We start from the raw sequence: 15,526 nt of genomic DNA, 5'->3' as shown, positions 1-15,526 counted from the left end.
ACACGACGTGGTGGCTTTTTTCCTCTTTTCTGAAATTGGATCCACGGCTAATCTTTACCACATGGACGTAGCGCAGGATGCGCAATGGACAGAACAGGGACAACGTAGGATTTCCTGCCAGGGTGGCGGGGCGATAGGGACGTCAAGGGAAACAGTCTGGAAAACCCCGCTTCGGCGGGGTTTTCTTTGTCCGCTCGTTTTTCAGCCAAGCACGTCCAAGGGCGAAACGCCCGGCAGACGGGCGTCGGTCTCTTCCTCCAGCAACGTACGCAGAAGCTCCACCGAGGCCTGCTGGCGCTGGGCATCGCGGAACACCAGCCCGACCTTCAGCGGCACCCGCGGCTCACTCAGAGGTTTCCATAACAAGTCCTGGTCGTCTTCGGCCGCATCCTTTGCCCGGCCGGGCAGGATGGTCGCCAAGGCGGTGTGCGCCAGGCTGTCGAGAATCCCCGCCATGTTGTTCATCTCCGCCTGCACCTGCGGCCTACGCCCCAGGCTCGCCAATTGCGCCTGCCAGATCTGACGGATCTGAAATTCTTCTCCGAGCATCAACATGGGCAGCTCCGCCGCCTGGCGCAACGAGACTTTCTTGAAGTCCTTCAGCGGGTGGCTATTGGGGATGACCAATTGAAGCTCATCTTCGTACAGCAATAACCCATGTAAGCCCGGCTGGCGCGGCGGCAGGTAACTGATGCCGATATCCAGACCGCCATTGAGCAGGCGCCGCTCGATTTCCAGGCCCGACAGCTCGTAGATCTGCACCACCAAGTGCGGTTGAGCCCTGCGCACGCGCTCCAGCAACTGCGGCACCAAGCTAGGGCGTACGGTCTGCAGCACGCCTATGGCCAGTGTGCGCAGGGACTGGCCCTTGAAGTTGCGCATTGCGTCATGGGCACGCTGCAGGCCGTCGAGCAAGGGCAGGGCATGGTTGTACAGCGTATGGGCGGCGAGTGTCGGCAGCAGGCGCTTGTTGCTGCGCTCGAACAGGCTCAGGTCGAGGCTGTGTTCGAGTTGGCGAATCTGCTGTGACAACGCAGGCTGGGACAGTGAAAGGCGCTCGGCGGCCCTGCCCACATGGCCTTCTTCGTACACCGCGACGAAATAGCGCAGTTGGCGAAAATCCATAAGGTTTACTTATCGAAAAAGCTGGAAAAACGGAATGGCCGTAGGCCGGCTGGAAGCCTAGTCTATCGCCGTATTCCAACGGGTTACAGCGCTCATAAAGCCGATTGTTACCCTCGGAGAAAAACACTTTTGATAGGCACGGCAAAATAAACCGCTGCCAACCCTGCCCAAGATTGGCTGGAGCCCCGATGAACCTGTTCAACCTGCGCCGTTCGGCCCCTGCCGCTGCCGAGCCCAAGCCTGCTCCGGTGAGCGCGCCGGTGCCTTCGGAGCCGTCTCGCGAGCGGCTGATGCCCAGCGCCGAGCGGGCACCTCAGGTCTTCGTGCGGGGGCAGGGCTCCTGGCTGTGGGACAACCAGGGGCACGCGTACCTGGACTTCACCCAGGGCTGCGCCGTCAACAGCCTGGGACACAGCCCCAGCGTGCTGGTCAAGGCGCTGGGCAACCAGGCCCAGGCGTTGATCAACCCAGGTGCAGGGTTCCACAGCCGTGGTTTGCTGAGCCTGGTCGATCGCCTCTGTCAGAGCACCGGCAGCGATCAGGCCTACCTGCTCAACAGCGGCGCCGAAGCCTGTGAGGGCGCCATCAAGCTGGCGCGCAAATGGGGTCAACTGCACCGCAACGGCGCCTATCACATCATCACCGCCAATCAGGCCTGCCATGGGCGCAGCCTGGGTGCGCTGTCGGCCTCCGACCCGCTGCCCTGCAACCGCTGTGAGCCCGGCCTGCCAGGTTTCAGCAAGGTGCCGTTCAACGACCTGGCCGCTCTGCACGCGGCCGTGGATTCGCGCACCGTGGCGATCATGCTCGAGCCGATCCAGGGCGAAGCGGGGGTAATCCCGGCGACTCGTGAGTATCTGCAAGGGGTCGAGCGCTTGTGCCGCGAGCTGGGCATCCTGCTGATTCTCGACGAAGTGCAGACGGGCATCGGCCGTTGTGGCGCCTTGCTCGCCGAGCAGACCTATGGCGTACGCGCCGACATCATCACCTTGGGCAAAGGCCTGGGTGGCGGCGTGCCACTTGCGGCATTGCTGGCCCGGGGCAGTGCATGCTGCGCCGAACCGGGGGAGCTTGAGGGGAGCCATCACGGCAACGCGCTGATGAGCGCGGCCGGCCTTGCCGTCCTTGAGACCGTGCTGGAGCCAGGCTTCTTCGAACAGGTGCAGGACAGCGGCCGGCATCTGCGCGAAGGCCTCAGCCGCCTGGCCGGTCGCTATGGGCAGGGCGAAGTGCGTGGCCAAGGGCTGCTCTGGGCGCTGCAGTTGCACGAGGACCTGGCTCGTGAGCTGGTCGAGGCAGCGCTGCATGAGGGACTGCTGCTCAATGCGCCGCAGGCCGATGTGGTGCGTTTCTCGCCAGCGCTGACTGTGAGCAAGGGCAACATCGACGAGATGCTCCTGCGCTTGGCCCGCGCTTTTGCCCGCCTGCATGCCCAGCAACACAGTCGCCGCGAGGTGTCGGCCTGACCGACCCCCGGCGACACGAATTTCAACGAACCGTCTCGCGTTCCTGCGCATCGCCCTTGGCCAGCAGTTTTTGGCTCGGGGCGTTTTTTTTGCCTGGCGCTTGGCCGTGGAACCCTGACGCGGTGCAGCTAGTCTCTTTTGAAACCCTTCCAGGAGAGACAACCATGGATTTCATCCGCATCATCATCGCCATCATCCTGCCGCCGCTGGGCGTGTTCCTCCAGGTCGGGTTCGGCGGCGCGTTCTGGCTGAACATCCTATTGACGTTGCTGGGCTACATTCCGGGCATCGTGCATGCGGTGTACATCATCGCCAAGCGCTGACACTTCACGGGTGGGCCCGTACCGACAGGGGGTATCGCCAGTCCTGTGGACGCGGCCTCACTCGTAAAGACCTCCGATGTCTATCGCCCCAGTACCCGGCAATAGAATTTCCATTCTGCTTCCAGGGCGTGCGCCAGGTTCTGCGCCTTGCGCAGCCCATGCCGCTCACCGGCATAGAAGTGCCCCTCGGCTGCGATGCCGTTGGCCTTGAGGGCGGCCAGCATGGCGCGGGTCTGCTCGGGTACCACCACGGCGTCCAGCTCGCCCTGGAAGAAGATCACCGGCACCTTGATCCGCTCAGCATGCAGCAATGGCGTGCGCTGGCGGTAGCGTTCGTGGTCGCGTTGCGGATCACCGATCAGCCATCCCAGGTAGTCGCCTTCGAACTTGTGGGTGGCCTGGTCGAGGGCGACCGGGTCGCTGACCCCGTAGAGGCTCGCGCCTGCTCGGAACACGTCATGAAAGGCCAGGGCGCAGAGTGTGGTGTAGCCCCCGGCACTGCCGCCGCGGATGAAAGCCTGGCGCGGGTCGATCAGGCCGAGCGTGGCCAGATGCTCGACGGCGGCGCAGGCATCCTGCACATCGAGTTCGCCCCAGTTGTGGTGCAGCGCCTGGCGATAGGCGCGGCCATAGCCGGTGCTGCCGCGGTAGTTGAGGTCGGCCACGGCGAAGCCGCGCTGGGCCCAGTACTGGATACGTGCATCGAACACCGGGTAGCAGGCCGAGGTCGGTCCACCATGGATGAACACCACCAGCGGTGAAGGGTCTTTGGCGCCGATTGCGGGGTAGAAGAACCCGTGGGCCTGGCCCTCGCCACTGGGGTAGTGGAGCGGACGCGGGCGACTGATCCGCTCGGCAGGCAGCGCAAGCCCACCGCCCGCCAGCACCCTGCTCTGGCCGGTGTGCCGGTCGAAGGCAACGACAGCCGGTGGGTTCAGGGGCGAGGCGGCGATGGCGTAGACATGCCCGGCATCCAGGGCGAGGCTGCGAAAGCGCGTGTATTCGTGCCCCAAACGCTGGACCTGACCGTCTTCGTCGTACAGCCCCAAGAGCCCGAACCCATCTTCGAACCAACTGGCCAGGTACGCCTGCGGGCCCGTTGGTAGCCAAGTGCTGGCACCCAGTTGCCAAGGTGCGGCGGCATGATCAGCGGCTGCGGCGGGCAAGGCTTGCCAACGGCCATCGAGTTCACCCCAGGGCTGCCAGAAGCCGTTGAAGTCAGAGAGGCAATGAAGCAGGCCCCGGGCATCGAAACGTGGTTGCTGAAGCGACACGGCCTGCTCGCCGTCGCCTGCCAGGCAGAGCGCCGCCCCCCAGTGGCCATCACTGCCGCGCGCCCGGCACATCAGGCGGGTGCGGGTCCAGGGCTGCGCGGGGCGGTCCCACTCGATCCAGGCCAGGCGCTGTCCGTCTTCGCTGAGGGTGGGCGAGGCATAGAAGTCCGCCCCTTCGGCCAACACCTCGCGGCCCTCTGGCCCGATGGCCACGAGCCGGTGTTCGACCGACCTGCCATGCTGCTCCTCGACCGCCAGCACCCACCCCTCATGCCATAGCACATCGCCGTAGCGGCACTGCCGGTCTTGGGTCAACGGGCGCGGTGGGGCGCCATCGAGGGCCTGGGTATAGAGCTGCTGGTCCGCCTCATTGACGAAGACCACGCCGTCGCCGCCGAGGCAGAAACTGCCGCCGCCGTATTCATAGACGCGGCTGCGCGCGCTGAAACCGTCTGGCGTCAGGCAGTGGGCCTGCTCATTGCGCCAGTGCCAGAGACGGCAGGCGCCATCGGCGGGGCGGAACTCGTTCCAGAACACGCCGCTGGCACCGACCTTCAGTTCGGCGAAATCGGTGCTGGCAGCGACCGCCTGGGCCGCGCTGAAGTCAGCCGCGGGTGATGATTCGGGAATTGCGCTCATTGCGGAAGGTCATCTCTTCGATGGTCAACTGGGCGGTTTGCGCTTCTTCACGGGCCTTGAGAATGATGCCGTGTTCGGGGGATTTGGCGCACACCGGGTCGGCGTTGCTGGCATCGCCTGTGAGCATGAAGGCCTGGCAACGGCAGCCGCCGAAGTCCTTTTCCTTTTCGCCGCACGAGCGGCAGGGCTCTGGCATCCAATCGTAGCCACGGAAGCGGTTGAAGCCGAAGGAGTCGTACCAGATGTGCCGCAGGTCGTGGTCGCGCACGTTGGGGAAGCGCACCGGCAGCTGACGCGCGCCATGGCACGGCAACGCGGTGCCGTCGGGCGTGATGGTCAGGAACAGGCTGCCCCAGCCGTTCATGCAGGCCTTGGGACGCTCCTCGTAGTAGTCCGGGGTGACGAAGATCAGTTTGCACGGATTGCCGGCGGCCTTGAGCTTGTCGCGGTACATATTGGTGATGCGCTCGGCCCGCTCCAATTGTTCACGGGTTGGCAGTAGGCCCAGGCGGTTCAAGTGCGCCCAGCCGTAGAACTGGCAGGTGGCGAGTTCGACGAAGTCCGCCTCCAGGGCGATGCACAGCTCGATGATGCGCTCGATCTTGTCGATGTTGTGCCGGTGGGTGACGAAGTTGAGCACCATCGGGTAGCCATGGGCTTTCACCGCCCGGGCCATCTCGAGTTTCTGGGCGAAGGCTTTCTTCGAGCCGGCCAGCAGGTTGTTCACCTGCTCGTCGCTGGCCTGGAAGCTGATCTGGATATGGTCCAGGCCGGCCTGGCGGAAGTCTGCGATCTTCTGTTCGGTCAGTCCGATGCCGGAGGTGATCAGGTTGGTGTAGTAGCCCAGGCGCCGGGCCTCGCCGATCAGCTCGGCCAGATCCTGGCGCACCAGCGGCTCGCCACCGGAGAAGCCCAATTGGGCCGCACCCAGTTCGCGGGCCTCGGCCATCACCCGGAACCACTGCTCGGTGGTGAGCTCCTGGCCCTGTGCGGCGAAGTCCAGCGGGTTGGAGCAGTACGGGCATTGCAGTGGGCAGCGGTAGGTCAGCTCGGCGAGCAGCCACAGCGGCAGGCCGACTTCGGGTTTGGCCGGTACCTCAGGCGAGGACGATCCAGTGTTCGGCACGGGCCACCTCCATGAACTGCTCGATGTCGTCGGCCACTTCCGGGACACCGGGGAACTGCCGCTCAAGCTCGGCGATGATCGCCGCCACATCGCGCTCACCGTCGATCAGCGCACCGATCAGGCCGGCGCTTTCATTGAGCTTGATCATGCCCTCGGGGTACAGCAGGACATGGCCTTTCTGCGCAGGCTCGTACTGGAAACGATAGCCCGGACGCCAGGCGGGGACTTGCGTGCGGTCGAAACTCATAGGGCGATCCCCTTGTGCCAGACCCGCTCACTTGTGACGGTGTGGTAGGGCGGGCGGTTCAGTTCATAGGCCATGCTCATGGCATCGAGCATGCTCCAGAGGATATCCAGCTTGAATTGCAGGATCTCCAGCATGCGCTCCTGCCCTTCGCGGGTCGTGTAGTGCTGCAGGGTGATCGACAGGCCGTGCTCCACGTCGCGCCGGGCCTGGCCCAGGCGGGTGCGGAAGTACTCGTAGCCGGCCGGGTCGATCCAAGGGTAGTGCGTGGGCCAGCTGTCCAGGCGCGACTGGTGGATCTGCGGGGCGAACAGCTCGGTCAGCGAGCTGCTGGCGGCCTCCTGCCAACTGGCGCGGCGGGCGAAGTTGACGTAGGCATCCACGGCAAAGCGTACGCCGGGCAGTACCAGTTCCTGTGAACGCAATTGGTCCGGGTCCAGGCCCACGGCTTGGCCCAGGCGCAGCCACGCTTCGATCCCGCCGTCCTCGCCCGGGGCGCCATCATGGTCGAGCAGGCGCTGGATCCACTCGCGGCGCACTTCGCGGTCCGGGCAGTTGGCCAGGATCGCCGCATCCTTCATCGGGATGTTGACCTGGTAGTAGAAGCGGTTGGCCACCCAGCCCTGGATCTGCTCGCGGGTGGCACGGCCTTCGTACATCGCCACGTGGTAGGGGTGGTGGATGTGGTAGTAGGCGCCCTTGGCGCGCAGGGCCTGCTCGAACTCGGCAGGGGACATGGGGGGTGCATCGTTCATCAATTGACTCCCATAGAACGCACTGGCGGCTGACTTCGCCCCCTGTAGGAACGGGTAAACCTGCTCCTACAGAGGGCCGCGCAGCCCCGTTATAGCTCGATGCTCATGCCGTCGAAGGCGACTTCCACGCCACGGCGCTGGACCTCGGCCCGTTCGGGTGAGTCTTCATCGAGAATCGGGTTGGTGTTGTTGATGTGGATGAGCACCTTGCGCTGACGCGAGAAGCCATCCAGCACCTCGAGCATGCCACCGGGGCCGTTCTGCGCCAGGTGGCCCATCTCGCGGCCGGTGCGGGTGCCGACACCGCGGCGCTGCATTTCATCATCCTCCCACAGGGTGCCGTCGACCAGCAGGCAGTCGGCGCCGTGCATCATCTTCAGCAACGGGGCGTCGACCTGGCCAAGGCCCGGGGCATAGAACAGCTTGCCGCCGGTACGCAGGTCCTCGACCAGCAGGCCGAGGTTGTCGCCTGGATGCGGGTCGAAGCGGTGCGGTGAGTAGGGCGGTGCAGCGCTGCGCAAAGGGAAGGGGGTAAACCTGAGGTTCGGGCAGGCCGGGATGACGAAACTGCCCTCAAGCTCGATACGGTTCCACTCCAAGCCGCCATTCCAGTGGCTGAGCATATTGAACAGCGGAAAACCAGTGGTCAGGTCCTGGTGGACCATCTCGGTGCACCAGACCGGGTGCGGGCAGCCTTCGCGCAGGCTGAGCAGGCCGGTGGTGTGGTCGATCTGGCTGTCGAGCAGGACGATGGCGTCGATGCCGGTATCGCGCAATGCGCGGGCCGGCTGCATCGGCGCGAAGGCCTGGAGCTGGGCGCGGATGTCCGGCGAGGCATTGCACAGAATCCAGTGCTCGCCATCGTCCGACAGCGCGATGGATGACTGGGTACGCGCCGTGGCGCGCAAGGTGCCGTCGCGGTAGCCCTTGCAGTTGGCGCAGTTGCAGTTCCACTGGGGAAACCCGCCGCCGGCGGCCGAGCCTAGAATCTGGATGTACATGGCTGCTCTCTATCCGAAAAACCGTTGCCAAAAAACGCGAACGCCCCGGCGGGCCGAGGCGTCGAATTGCAGCGATGCTTAGCGGTTGGCGAAGTACATGGTCACTTCGAAGCCGATACGCAGGTCAGTGTAAGCAGGTTTGGTCCACATGGACGTTCTCCTTCTGGATGAGGTTTGGGGGTCAGCTACTTGTTTGGCGCCGCCTGGGAAAGGAGGTTCCATTGGCTGAGATTGCGCTATCTTACAAGAAAAATTTGTACTGAAAGGTTAATTATTCGAAAAGTGCCATTGCACTCTGCGTAACAATCCGAATGTGTTCAGTGCCAATGGGCATCCGGCGCCGGGGCATTGGCCAGGCACAGCCAGCCATGCTCGGCTGTCAGCAGGTGATGCCTGAGCTGATCCAGATGCGTTTGCTCTGTCATCAGGATAGACCGTCTCAGCGCGGCAAGATCATCGCTTTCCATCGCCAGGTACGTCTGCCATGCCCACTCTGCGACCTCGGCATTGTTCATGGCGCGTTCATCGAGTTGAGCGGCGAGCGCCTCGCGGGCGTGTGGATCGAGCAGCAGGTCCTGCGCCAGCAGGTGCAAGAGATGGCTGAGGATCTGTGCATGGCTGGCGTGGGGCGATTGCACGCCGAAGAGCAGGCCACCGAGCCCCTCGACCTGACGAAAGGCACTGAACACGGCATAGCCCAATTGCAATTCGACACGCAGCCGCTGGTAAAACGGGCCTTGCAACAGATGGGCAAGCAGGCGTCCGGCGGCTTGCTGCTGGGCGGGCAATGGACAGAACAGCAACAGTGCCTGTTCGCTGCCTGAGGGCTGGAGCGCATGCCAACGGCGACCTTCGGGCGATGGCGGCCTGTGGCGCGGGGCAGGCCTGCCCATCATGCCTTGCAGCGCGTCAGCCAGGGCTGATTGTCCGGCATCGGTAAAACCCACCGCCAAGCCCTGCCAGCGCGCTGTTTGCCATGTCGAGTCAAGCAAGGCTTGGTCCAGCGTACGGTGATCGGAGGGTTGAGGTTTGTCACGGCGGATCGCCTCGGGCAGTGCCTGGAGCAGGGCGCGGATCGGTATCAGCGCAGGCTTGGGCGCTGGCGCGGACTGCCAATCGTCCATGGCGGGTTGGCGTAGCTGCGCGAGCGCTTCGTAGAGCAGGCGTATCACGGCTTCTGGTGCGCCTGTGCAACGCAATTGCCAGCTTGTGCCGACAGTACTGAAATCCAACTGGACCGACGCCCGCTCGGCGCGCTCGACCAAGGGGCGCATCGAGTGCTCAAGCACTGCTTGGAAGCGTTGGCCCAAGGGGGAGGCGACCTGCCAGCGCAGATAGAGGGCAGCGAATCGGCGTGCAGTTGGCAGGCTGTAGCTGATCGTCAGATTCACAGGCAGTGGTGTCTGCGCATGTTGGGGAAGTGTTGGCAGCAAAAGCGGCTCGGCAGGCGGCAGTTGCCAATGGCCTTGGTTGTGGACCGGCAGGCTGTTCAGCAGCGCCCGCAGGGCTTCTAGTCCTGTCTCATCGAGCTGGCGCAAAGGCTGGCCCGTGCTATCCCGGCGCGCCAGTTCCAAGGCACTGGCGGCCTGTGCGCGACGTTGCTGCAAGTGGGCATGCTCGCGGTTCAAGGCCCTGTGATCGGCTTGGCGCAGAAAACCCAGCCAGCCATAGAGTGCGGTCAGGATCTCGGTTGGCGAGGCGTCTTCGCTGACTTGCAGTTGGGCAGCCCAAAGCAACTGCCCGGCATGGGCGTAAAGGGGCTCGGCCTTGAAGCTGCGCAGCCAGCCGCGCTGGCGCAGATAGGCCAGCCAGCCGCCGGGTCGGTTGTCGCTCAGGCAGGCGAGCAGCAATTCCAGGGCCGGTTCGGCGCCTTGGGGCAGGTGCTCGTGGGCGAATAGCAGGTCCAGGCGATCATCGATCCGCACAGGCGCTGGCTGTGCACGCTGTAAAAGCGCCGGTGGCACAGCCTGCGAGACAGCTTCGCCAGTGGCGAGCAACTGGCCAAAGCGCATGCCCAAGGATTGAAGATCGTCCAGCGACTGTGGCCCGCACAGGCTGAGTGCCATTTGTCCGCCCTGGTAGAAGCGCTGATGGAACTGGCGCAGCGCCAACTGGAATGCGGGTGCCTGGATGGCCAGGGTGTATCGATTGCCGGCGTGGAAACCGCGCAGCGGATGCCCCGGGGGCACGCGCTGCAGCAGAGCGAACTGCCGTTGGGCTTGCAGGTTGCGCGACCAGGCGATGAACTCTGCGTGAATCACTTCCCGCTCACGGCGTTGGCGTTCGATGCTCAGATCCGGCTCGGCCAGCATCTGGCACAGACGCTCCAGACCTCCGGCCAATGCGTGGGGTGGGACTTCGAAGAAGAAATCGGTGGTGCGTTCACGGGTGCTGGCGTTGACCTGGCCACCCAGGCCTTGCACGTAGCGCATCAGGCCGTCTGCCAGGGGAAAACGTTCGGTGCCGAGGAAGAACAGGTGTTCGAGAAAGTGCGCAAGTCCCGGCCATTTCGCCGGAGCGTCATGGCTGCCGGCATGCACCCGGATGGCCGCGGCAGCGCGTTTGAGATGCGGGGCATGGCGCAGGGTAAGCTGCAGGCCATTGGGGAGCGTGAGGTGGCGAGTGGCGTCAGGCATGGGGTAATCCTAACGCATTTGCGAGACCTGACCGCCCCTGATCGGTTGTCCCGCGATAGGGCCGCGACGCGGCCCCAACGCGTTTCAGGCGTTACGTAGATGGAGCTCGCAGCGCAAGTCGGTCAGGTAGGGAAATGCCTTGCGCCCTTGCACCAACTGCGCGTGGTCAAGGTCCGCCACCAGCTGGCACTCCTCTCGCCCGGCCATCGCCATAAAGCGCCCGTCTGGGGCGATGATGCTGCTCTGGCCGCAGTACTGGATCTCATCCTCGGCCCCGCAATAATTGGCGTAGACGAGGTAGCACTGATTCTCCTGGGCCCGTGAGCGCACCGTGACCTGACAGGTGAAGTCGTAGGGCGTCATGTTGGCCGTGGGTACCAGGATCAATTCGGCGCCGTCCAGCGCCAGGCGCCGGGCGTTCTCCGGGAACTCGATGTCGTAGCAGATCAGCATGCCGAGCTTCCAGCCATCCAGTTCGACCACCGGGAAGTGATCAGGGCCCGGGCTGAACATCGAGCGATCCAGTTCGCCGAACAGGTGCGTCTTGCGGTAGTTGCACAGGCTGCGGCCGTGGCTGTCGATCAACTGCACGCTGTTGTAGAGCGCGCCATCCTCGCCTCGCTCTGGGTAGCCATAGGCAATGGCGATGCGATGGGACTGGGCGATGTCGACCACGCTCATGGCTGACGGGCCGTCGTTCGGCTCGGCCAGGCGCTGTACAGCGCCCAGGCCGATGTTGTAGCCAGTCAGGAACATCTCCGGGCACACCAGCAACTGCGCACCGCTGGCGGCGGCCAGTTGCGCCTGCTGCTGCAGGCGCTCGAGGTTGCCGGGTACGTCCAGTGGCCTTGGCGCGCCTTGGTACAGGGCGATGCGCATGGTGTCTCCTCGTGTCAGTCCGGCAGGGCGATCGGGCCGAGGTCATGGAAGACATCGCCTGGCCCCGGGTTTTCAGGATGGGTCTTGCCACCGAAGTGGTTCATGATACCCCACACCGCGTTCAGCGATGTCTGCACGGCGCCTTCCACCCAGGCTGGGGTCCAGGACACGTCGTCGCCGGCAATGAAGATGCCGCGCTGCTCGGTAGGCATGTCCTGCTGCATGAAGTGTGCGTACATACGCTGGTTGTAGCGGTAGTGCCCAGGCAAGGCGCCCTTGAAGGCGCCGAGGAAGTAAGGGTCCGCTTCCCAGGAGATAGTGATCGGATCGCCGATGATGTGTCCGGCAATATCGGTTTTTGGGTAGATTTTCTTCAGGGCGTCGAGGGCCAGCTGCACACGTTTTTCGGTCGGGTGCGGCAGCATCTTCAAGGCGTCGCTCATCCACGCGTAGGACAGGCAGATGACGCCCGGCTTGTCGTCGCCGTTGTCGAACAAGTAGGTGCCACGGGTCAGGCGGTCGGTGAGCGTCATGCTCATCAGGTCGCGGCCGGTTTCCGGGTCTTTGTCCTTCCAGAACGGCCGGTCGACCATGACGAAGGTCTTCGACGATTGCATGTAGCGGGTACGGTCCAGGGCCATCCACATCTTTTGCGAGAACAGCGACTCCTCGCAGTCGATCTGGGTGGTCAGCAGCCAGGTCTGGCAGGTGGCGAGCACCGCGGCGTAGTTGCGGGTATCGCCCCAGGTGTCGGTGACTGCCAAGCTGCCATCGGCCGCGCGATGGATGCGTGTGACCCCTCCGCGTGGCGCGCCGCCATGCAGCGAGCTCAGGCTGGTGCCGGCTGGCCAGTGGGCGCAGCGCTCGGGCACGTGACGCCAGATGCCCTGCGGCACTTGCTCGACACCGCCGACCACCAGGTGCTGGTGGTCGTCACAGTTGGTCATCACCACGCGGAAGATTTCCAGCATCGAGTTGGGGAAGTCCGAGTCCCAGCCACCGGTGCCGAAACCGACTTGGCCAAAGACCTCGCGGTGCTGGAAGCTGAGCTTGGCGAAGGAGCGCGAAGTGGCGACGAAATCGTAGAAGGTGCGGTCGTCCCACAGGGGAACCAGGGTGTTCCACAGCTCTTTCAGACGCGGAACATCGCGGTCACGAATGGCTTGCTGGATCTCGCTGAACTGGGCGCCGCTCTCCAGTGCGTCGGCCCAGGCATCGGCCACTTCCTGGAACAGGGCCGGCAGGTCCGAGATCTTTTCGGCGTAGTAGGTCTGGCCTTCCAGGTCGATGACCGTGCTGCCGGAGGCGGGAGTCAGTGGGTTCGGGAAGGGCTTGGTTTCCAGTCCCAGCTTGTCGACGTAGTGATAGAACGCCGTGGAAGACACCGGGAAGCGCATGCCACCGAGTTCGGCGACGATACCGTCGGTGCCGTTGAAGGTCTGCGAACGCAGGCGACCGCCCAGCTTCGAGGCTTCGTACACCACGGGCTTCAAGCCCAGCTTCATCAACTCGTAGGCCGCCACCAGACCTGCAATCCCGCCACCGACGATCGCCACTTCTTCGCCATGACGCTCGGCTGGGATGCTGCCCAGGCCGGCCGGGTGTTCCAGCCAGTCGTCAAAGCCAAAGGGGAAGTCTGGGCCGAAGATGGTGACAGGTTTCTTGCCGTCGACGGGGTGGCGGTTTTTCTTGTTCATGTGATGACCTTGCCAGGGAGGCTACGCAGAAGGCGGAGCCTGAGTATAGAAAATGTCTGGAGGCCATTTTATGAAGCGGGACGTTCGTAATTAAGATGCAGAGTGGCGTCGTTATGTGAAAATCATCGTCTTAATGAGTGCTGTAACATACAGAGTGACGAAAGTCTTTCGCCGGCGGCAACACGCTTTCGTTTCGAGGCTGAATGATCAGCCCGGTTGGCCCCGGTCGACCTTGTTGCTGAGAATGATGGAGGTGGTGGTTTTCTCGACGCCTTCCAGGCTGCCGATTTGATCGAGCAACTGGTCGAGTTGCTCCGGCGAGTCGCTGCTCAGCCATGCCACATAATCGAATTCGCCACTGACCGCGCACAACTGCTGCACTTGCCCCATGGCGCTCAGGCGCCGCACGATGTCCTTGCCTGAGCGCGGCTGTGCCTTGATGCCCACATAGGCTTGCAGACCACCTCCGAGCATCCGTTGTCCCAGACGAACACCGTAGCCGGTGATGATCTTGCTCTTCTCCAGCCGCTCCAGGCGGGAGTTGACGGTGGTACGGGCAATGCCCAAGTGCCGGGCGAGGGTAGCGACGCTTTCCCGGGCATTGATCTGCAGCAGGGAGATCAGCTGGCGGTCGATTTCGTCGAGGGTGATGGAGCGGGCGTCGGGCATGGCGGATCTCTTTGAATAGACGGTCCAGCGTGGTGGGAATGCTGTGCAGGAGGAAGATGCCTGCCTGGGCCGCCTGTTATCATAAGAGCGCAGCCGCTATGCTGACCAGCAGTCGGCGGTTAGGGGTGGATATTGAAATGGTCGAGCGGGGCTGAACGTGAGTTTTGAAGAGTTGCTGGAGTGCTGGCGTGCGGAAGTGTCCAACAAGAAAAAGCCAGGACGCCGTGTCAGTTTGTTTTTCAATATTCTCAGGCGTGCGCGTAGAAATAATAAGTTGCGCTACTTGTTATGGTTTCGCTTCGCTCAATACCTGCACCAGAAGAAAGGGCTTCGCGCCGCCTATGCCCGGCGGCTCAATCAGCGTTTGAACCTCAAGTATGCAGTCGACATAAGTCTGGACGCTACCATCGGCCCCGGCATGCGTATTGCCCATTTGCCGGGAGTCGTCATCAGCGGCTATGCCCGTATCGGCCGGAACCTGTTCATTCGGCAGAACAGTACCATTGGCATCAAAACGCTTGGCCTTGAGCGCTATCAGTTGGAAATTGGTGACAATGTGAGCATCGGTGCCAACAGTTGCATCATTGGCGACACGCTTTCCATTGGCGACAACGTGACCATCGGCGCGATGTCGTTGGTCAATAAAAGTGTGCCCGCCAATTGCACTTACTACACGCAGCGAAGTGGTGTTCTGATCGAGAGATGAGCGGGCCGTTTCGAGACGTCAGACCATTGACCTGAATGCCTCGATACTGATCTTCGGGATGACGTCGTGCGGGATTCTGGAGTTGGCCGAAAGGTTGTAGACCTGAAACTGCTCGTTGACCACTTGGCGGGCGGCCAGCTCAAAAGAGGGCAGGATCCGGCCTTCGAAATACTGGTCCAAGCCGCATGGCGATTTACGCGAGTCGTCATTTTCATAAAAGCGGGCCACGGCTTGATGCAAGTCTACTCCCAGCAGAAACACGCGCGAGAAGCCCAGGTGATACGCGATCTGTAGCGCAAGGTATGCGACTGTTCGGGCATCGAAATAGCCGTGTTCGAGATCCTTGCTGAAACCGAGGGAGCGCACGCGCTTGTTGAGGCTGTTGCGATTACGGATCAGTACCGGATCATTGTCTACCATGCGCTGAAGGAACGTGAGATTCCTGGCCTTTTTCAGGAAATATACTTCGCCCGTCGGCTGCCGTTGGAGACGTTCGTACTGGTCTTGCCAAATCGCTACCCGTTGGCTCTTCTCCATCGCCAAGGCGAAGAGTTCCGGTTGCTGGCGCGCGAATCCCTTATCGGAGCATACATAGAAGAACGGGTGTATACCGGCCTCACTCAATAGCGTGATCGAGCCATTCATTGCGATGACTGGGATATGGGCGAATTCGGTGATCGGGAAGTTTTTCGCCGATGCCCCTGATGCCAGGATTATGACTGCCCCTTCTGCGATATTTCGGCAGGCCCCAAATTCCCGAAGGGAAGACGTTGGGCTGGGGGTGACTGCAAGCATGCGCGTAGTTCCATCTGGTAGGCAGGTCGATGTTACATAATCTTGGGAAATCCAGCCAATCGCCCAGACAGCAAAAAGCCGCGCAATGCGCGGCTTTGTCGTATCTGGTGGGCCCACACGGACTCGAACCGTGGACCAAAGGATTATGAGTCCTCTGCTCTAACCAACTGAGCTATAGGCCCCAGAGGTGG

At 62.9% G+C, this 15,526-nt stretch carries 15 protein-coding genes and 1 tRNA gene; 3 read left to right on the top strand and 13 right to left on the bottom strand.

Going from position 1 to position 15,526, the window contains the following annotated elements; translation table 11 throughout:
- Positions 1-201: 201 nt before the first annotated feature.
- Complete coding sequence (locus tag IEC33019_RS24830; protein WP_070090688.1) at positions 202-1,125, bottom strand: LysR family transcriptional regulator; 924 nt, start codon at positions 1,123-1,125, stop codon at positions 202-204.
- Between the two features lie 188 nt (positions 1,126-1,313).
- Here IEC33019_RS24830 and IEC33019_RS24825 point away from each other — a divergent pair, with 188 nt between their 5' ends.
- Together IEC33019_RS24825 and IEC33019_RS24820 are read left to right on the top strand one after the other, a co-directional pair.
- Positions 1,314-2,591, top strand: a complete 1,278-nt coding sequence (locus IEC33019_RS24825) for an aspartate aminotransferase family protein (RefSeq protein ID WP_070090687.1) — start codon at positions 1,314-1,316, stop codon at positions 2,589-2,591.
- 164 nt (positions 2,592-2,755) lie between these two features.
- A complete protein-coding gene (locus tag IEC33019_RS24820; protein WP_009681539.1) occupies positions 2,756-2,914 on the top strand; it encodes a YqaE/Pmp3 family membrane protein in 159 nt (52 codons plus the stop codon).
- 80 nt (positions 2,915-2,994) lie between these two features.
- On the opposite strand, the gene IEC33019_RS24815 is transcribed toward IEC33019_RS24820, so the two are convergent.
- From IEC33019_RS24815 to IEC33019_RS24770, 10 genes are all read right to left on the bottom strand, one after another.
- Positions 2,995-4,827, bottom strand: coding sequence for an alpha/beta hydrolase family protein (locus tag IEC33019_RS24815; RefSeq protein WP_070090686.1), 1,833 nt, complete (start codon positions 4,825-4,827; stop codon positions 2,995-2,997).
- A complete protein-coding gene (gene pqqE / locus IEC33019_RS24810) occupies positions 4,793-5,953 on the bottom strand; it encodes a pyrroloquinoline quinone biosynthesis protein PqqE (RefSeq protein WP_070090685.1) in 1,161 nt (386 codons plus the stop codon). The genes IEC33019_RS24815 and pqqE overlap by 35 nt, the downstream gene beginning before the upstream one ends.
- Positions 5,925-6,200, bottom strand: a complete 276-nt coding sequence (pqqD, locus tag IEC33019_RS24805; RefSeq protein ID WP_070090684.1) for a pyrroloquinoline quinone biosynthesis peptide chaperone PqqD — start codon at positions 6,198-6,200, stop codon at positions 5,925-5,927. The genes pqqE and pqqD overlap by 29 nt, the downstream gene beginning before the upstream one ends.
- On the bottom strand, positions 6,197-6,952 hold the full coding sequence (gene pqqC / locus IEC33019_RS24800; RefSeq protein WP_070090683.1) for a pyrroloquinoline-quinone synthase PqqC: 756 nt from the start codon (positions 6,950-6,952) through the stop codon (positions 6,197-6,199). The genes pqqD and pqqC overlap by 4 nt, the downstream gene beginning before the upstream one ends.
- Before the next feature lie 89 nt (positions 6,953-7,041).
- On the bottom strand, positions 7,042-7,953 hold the full coding sequence (gene pqqB / locus IEC33019_RS24795; protein WP_070090682.1) for a pyrroloquinoline quinone biosynthesis protein PqqB: 912 nt from the start codon (positions 7,951-7,953) through the stop codon (positions 7,042-7,044).
- Between the two features lie 78 nt (positions 7,954-8,031).
- Positions 8,032-8,103 (bottom strand): pyrroloquinoline quinone precursor peptide PqqA, encoded by a 72-nt coding sequence (gene pqqA, locus IEC33019_RS24790; RefSeq protein ID WP_003243383.1) that lies wholly within the window; start codon positions 8,101-8,103, stop codon positions 8,032-8,034.
- A gap of 167 nt (positions 8,104-8,270) precedes the next feature.
- Positions 8,271-10,589 carry a pyrroloquinoline quinone biosynthesis protein PqqF gene (gene pqqF, locus IEC33019_RS24785; RefSeq protein WP_070090681.1) on the bottom strand — a complete coding sequence of 773 codons (2,319 nt, stop codon included), beginning with the start codon at positions 10,587-10,589 and terminating at the stop codon, positions 8,271-8,273.
- An 84-nt stretch (positions 10,590-10,673) separates the two neighbouring features.
- Positions 10,674-11,468: a carbon-nitrogen hydrolase family protein gene (locus tag IEC33019_RS24780; protein ID WP_070090680.1), complete on the bottom strand. Its 795-nt coding sequence runs from the start codon at positions 11,466-11,468 to the stop codon at positions 10,674-10,676.
- Between the two features lie 14 nt (positions 11,469-11,482).
- On the bottom strand, positions 11,483-13,165 hold the full coding sequence (locus tag IEC33019_RS24775; RefSeq protein ID WP_070090679.1) for a flavin monoamine oxidase family protein: 1,683 nt from the start codon (positions 13,163-13,165) through the stop codon (positions 11,483-11,485).
- A 207-nt stretch (positions 13,166-13,372) separates the two neighbouring features.
- A complete protein-coding gene (locus IEC33019_RS24770; protein ID WP_070090678.1) occupies positions 13,373-13,834 on the bottom strand; it encodes an Lrp/AsnC family transcriptional regulator in 462 nt (153 codons plus the stop codon).
- A gap of 157 nt (positions 13,835-13,991) precedes the next feature.
- On the opposite strand from IEC33019_RS24770, the gene IEC33019_RS24765 reads away from it, so the two are divergent.
- The gene (locus IEC33019_RS24765) at positions 13,992-14,540 is read left to right on the top strand and encodes a serine acetyltransferase (protein ID WP_070090677.1); all 549 of its coding nucleotides are present in this window, start codon (positions 13,992-13,994) and stop codon (positions 14,538-14,540) included.
- A gap of 18 nt (positions 14,541-14,558) precedes the next feature.
- On the opposite strand, the gene IEC33019_RS24760 is transcribed toward IEC33019_RS24765, so the two are convergent.
- A complete protein-coding gene (locus IEC33019_RS24760) occupies positions 14,559-15,335 on the bottom strand; it encodes a lipopolysaccharide biosynthesis protein (RefSeq protein WP_099593983.1) in 777 nt (258 codons plus the stop codon).
- Positions 15,336-15,440: 105 nt separating this feature from the next.
- A tRNA-Ile gene (locus IEC33019_RS24755) sits at positions 15,441-15,517 on the bottom strand.
- Positions 15,518-15,526: the final 9 nt, after the last annotated feature.

It is taken from the genome of Pseudomonas putida (assembly GCF_002741075.1).
GTDB lineage: Bacteria > Pseudomonadota > Gammaproteobacteria > Pseudomonadales > Pseudomonadaceae > Aquipseudomonas > Aquipseudomonas putida_T.
This window is presented reverse-complemented; position numbering and strand designations above follow the sequence as displayed.

Coding starts and splice junctions, on each gene's coding strand:
- pqqD (WP_070090684.1), bottom strand. CDS start 6,200: ATGAGTTTCGACCGCACGCAAGTCCCCGCCTGGCGTCCGGGCTATCGT.
- IEC33019_RS24830 (WP_070090688.1), bottom strand. CDS start 1,125: ATGGATTTTCGCCAACTGCGCTATTTCGTCGCGGTGTACGAAGAAGGC.
- pqqC (WP_070090683.1), bottom strand. CDS start 6,952: ATGAACGATGCACCCCCCATGTCCCCTGCCGAGTTCGAGCAGGCCCTG.
- IEC33019_RS24815 (WP_070090686.1), bottom strand. CDS start 4,827: ATGAGCGCAATTCCCGAATCATCACCCGCGGCTGACTTCAGCGCGGCC.
- IEC33019_RS24775 (WP_070090679.1), bottom strand. CDS start 13,165: ATGAACAAGAAAAACCGCCACCCCGTCGACGGCAAGAAACCTGTCACC.
- IEC33019_RS24760 (WP_099593983.1), bottom strand. CDS start 15,335: ATGCTTGCAGTCACCCCCAGCCCAACGTCTTCCCTTCGGGAATTTGGG.
- pqqF (WP_070090681.1), bottom strand. CDS start 10,589: ATGCCTGACGCCACTCGCCACCTCACGCTCCCCAATGGCCTGCAGCTT.
- IEC33019_RS24820 (WP_009681539.1), top strand. CDS start 2,756: ATGGATTTCATCCGCATCATCATCGCCATCATCCTGCCGCCGCTGGGC.
- IEC33019_RS24770 (WP_070090678.1), bottom strand. CDS start 13,834: ATGCCCGACGCCCGCTCCATCACCCTCGACGAAATCGACCGCCAGCTG.
- IEC33019_RS24780 (WP_070090680.1), bottom strand. CDS start 11,468: ATGCGCATCGCCCTGTACCAAGGCGCGCCAAGGCCACTGGACGTACCC.
- IEC33019_RS24825 (WP_070090687.1), top strand. CDS start 1,314: ATGAACCTGTTCAACCTGCGCCGTTCGGCCCCTGCCGCTGCCGAGCCC.
- pqqB (WP_070090682.1), bottom strand. CDS start 7,953: ATGTACATCCAGATTCTAGGCTCGGCCGCCGGCGGCGGGTTTCCCCAG.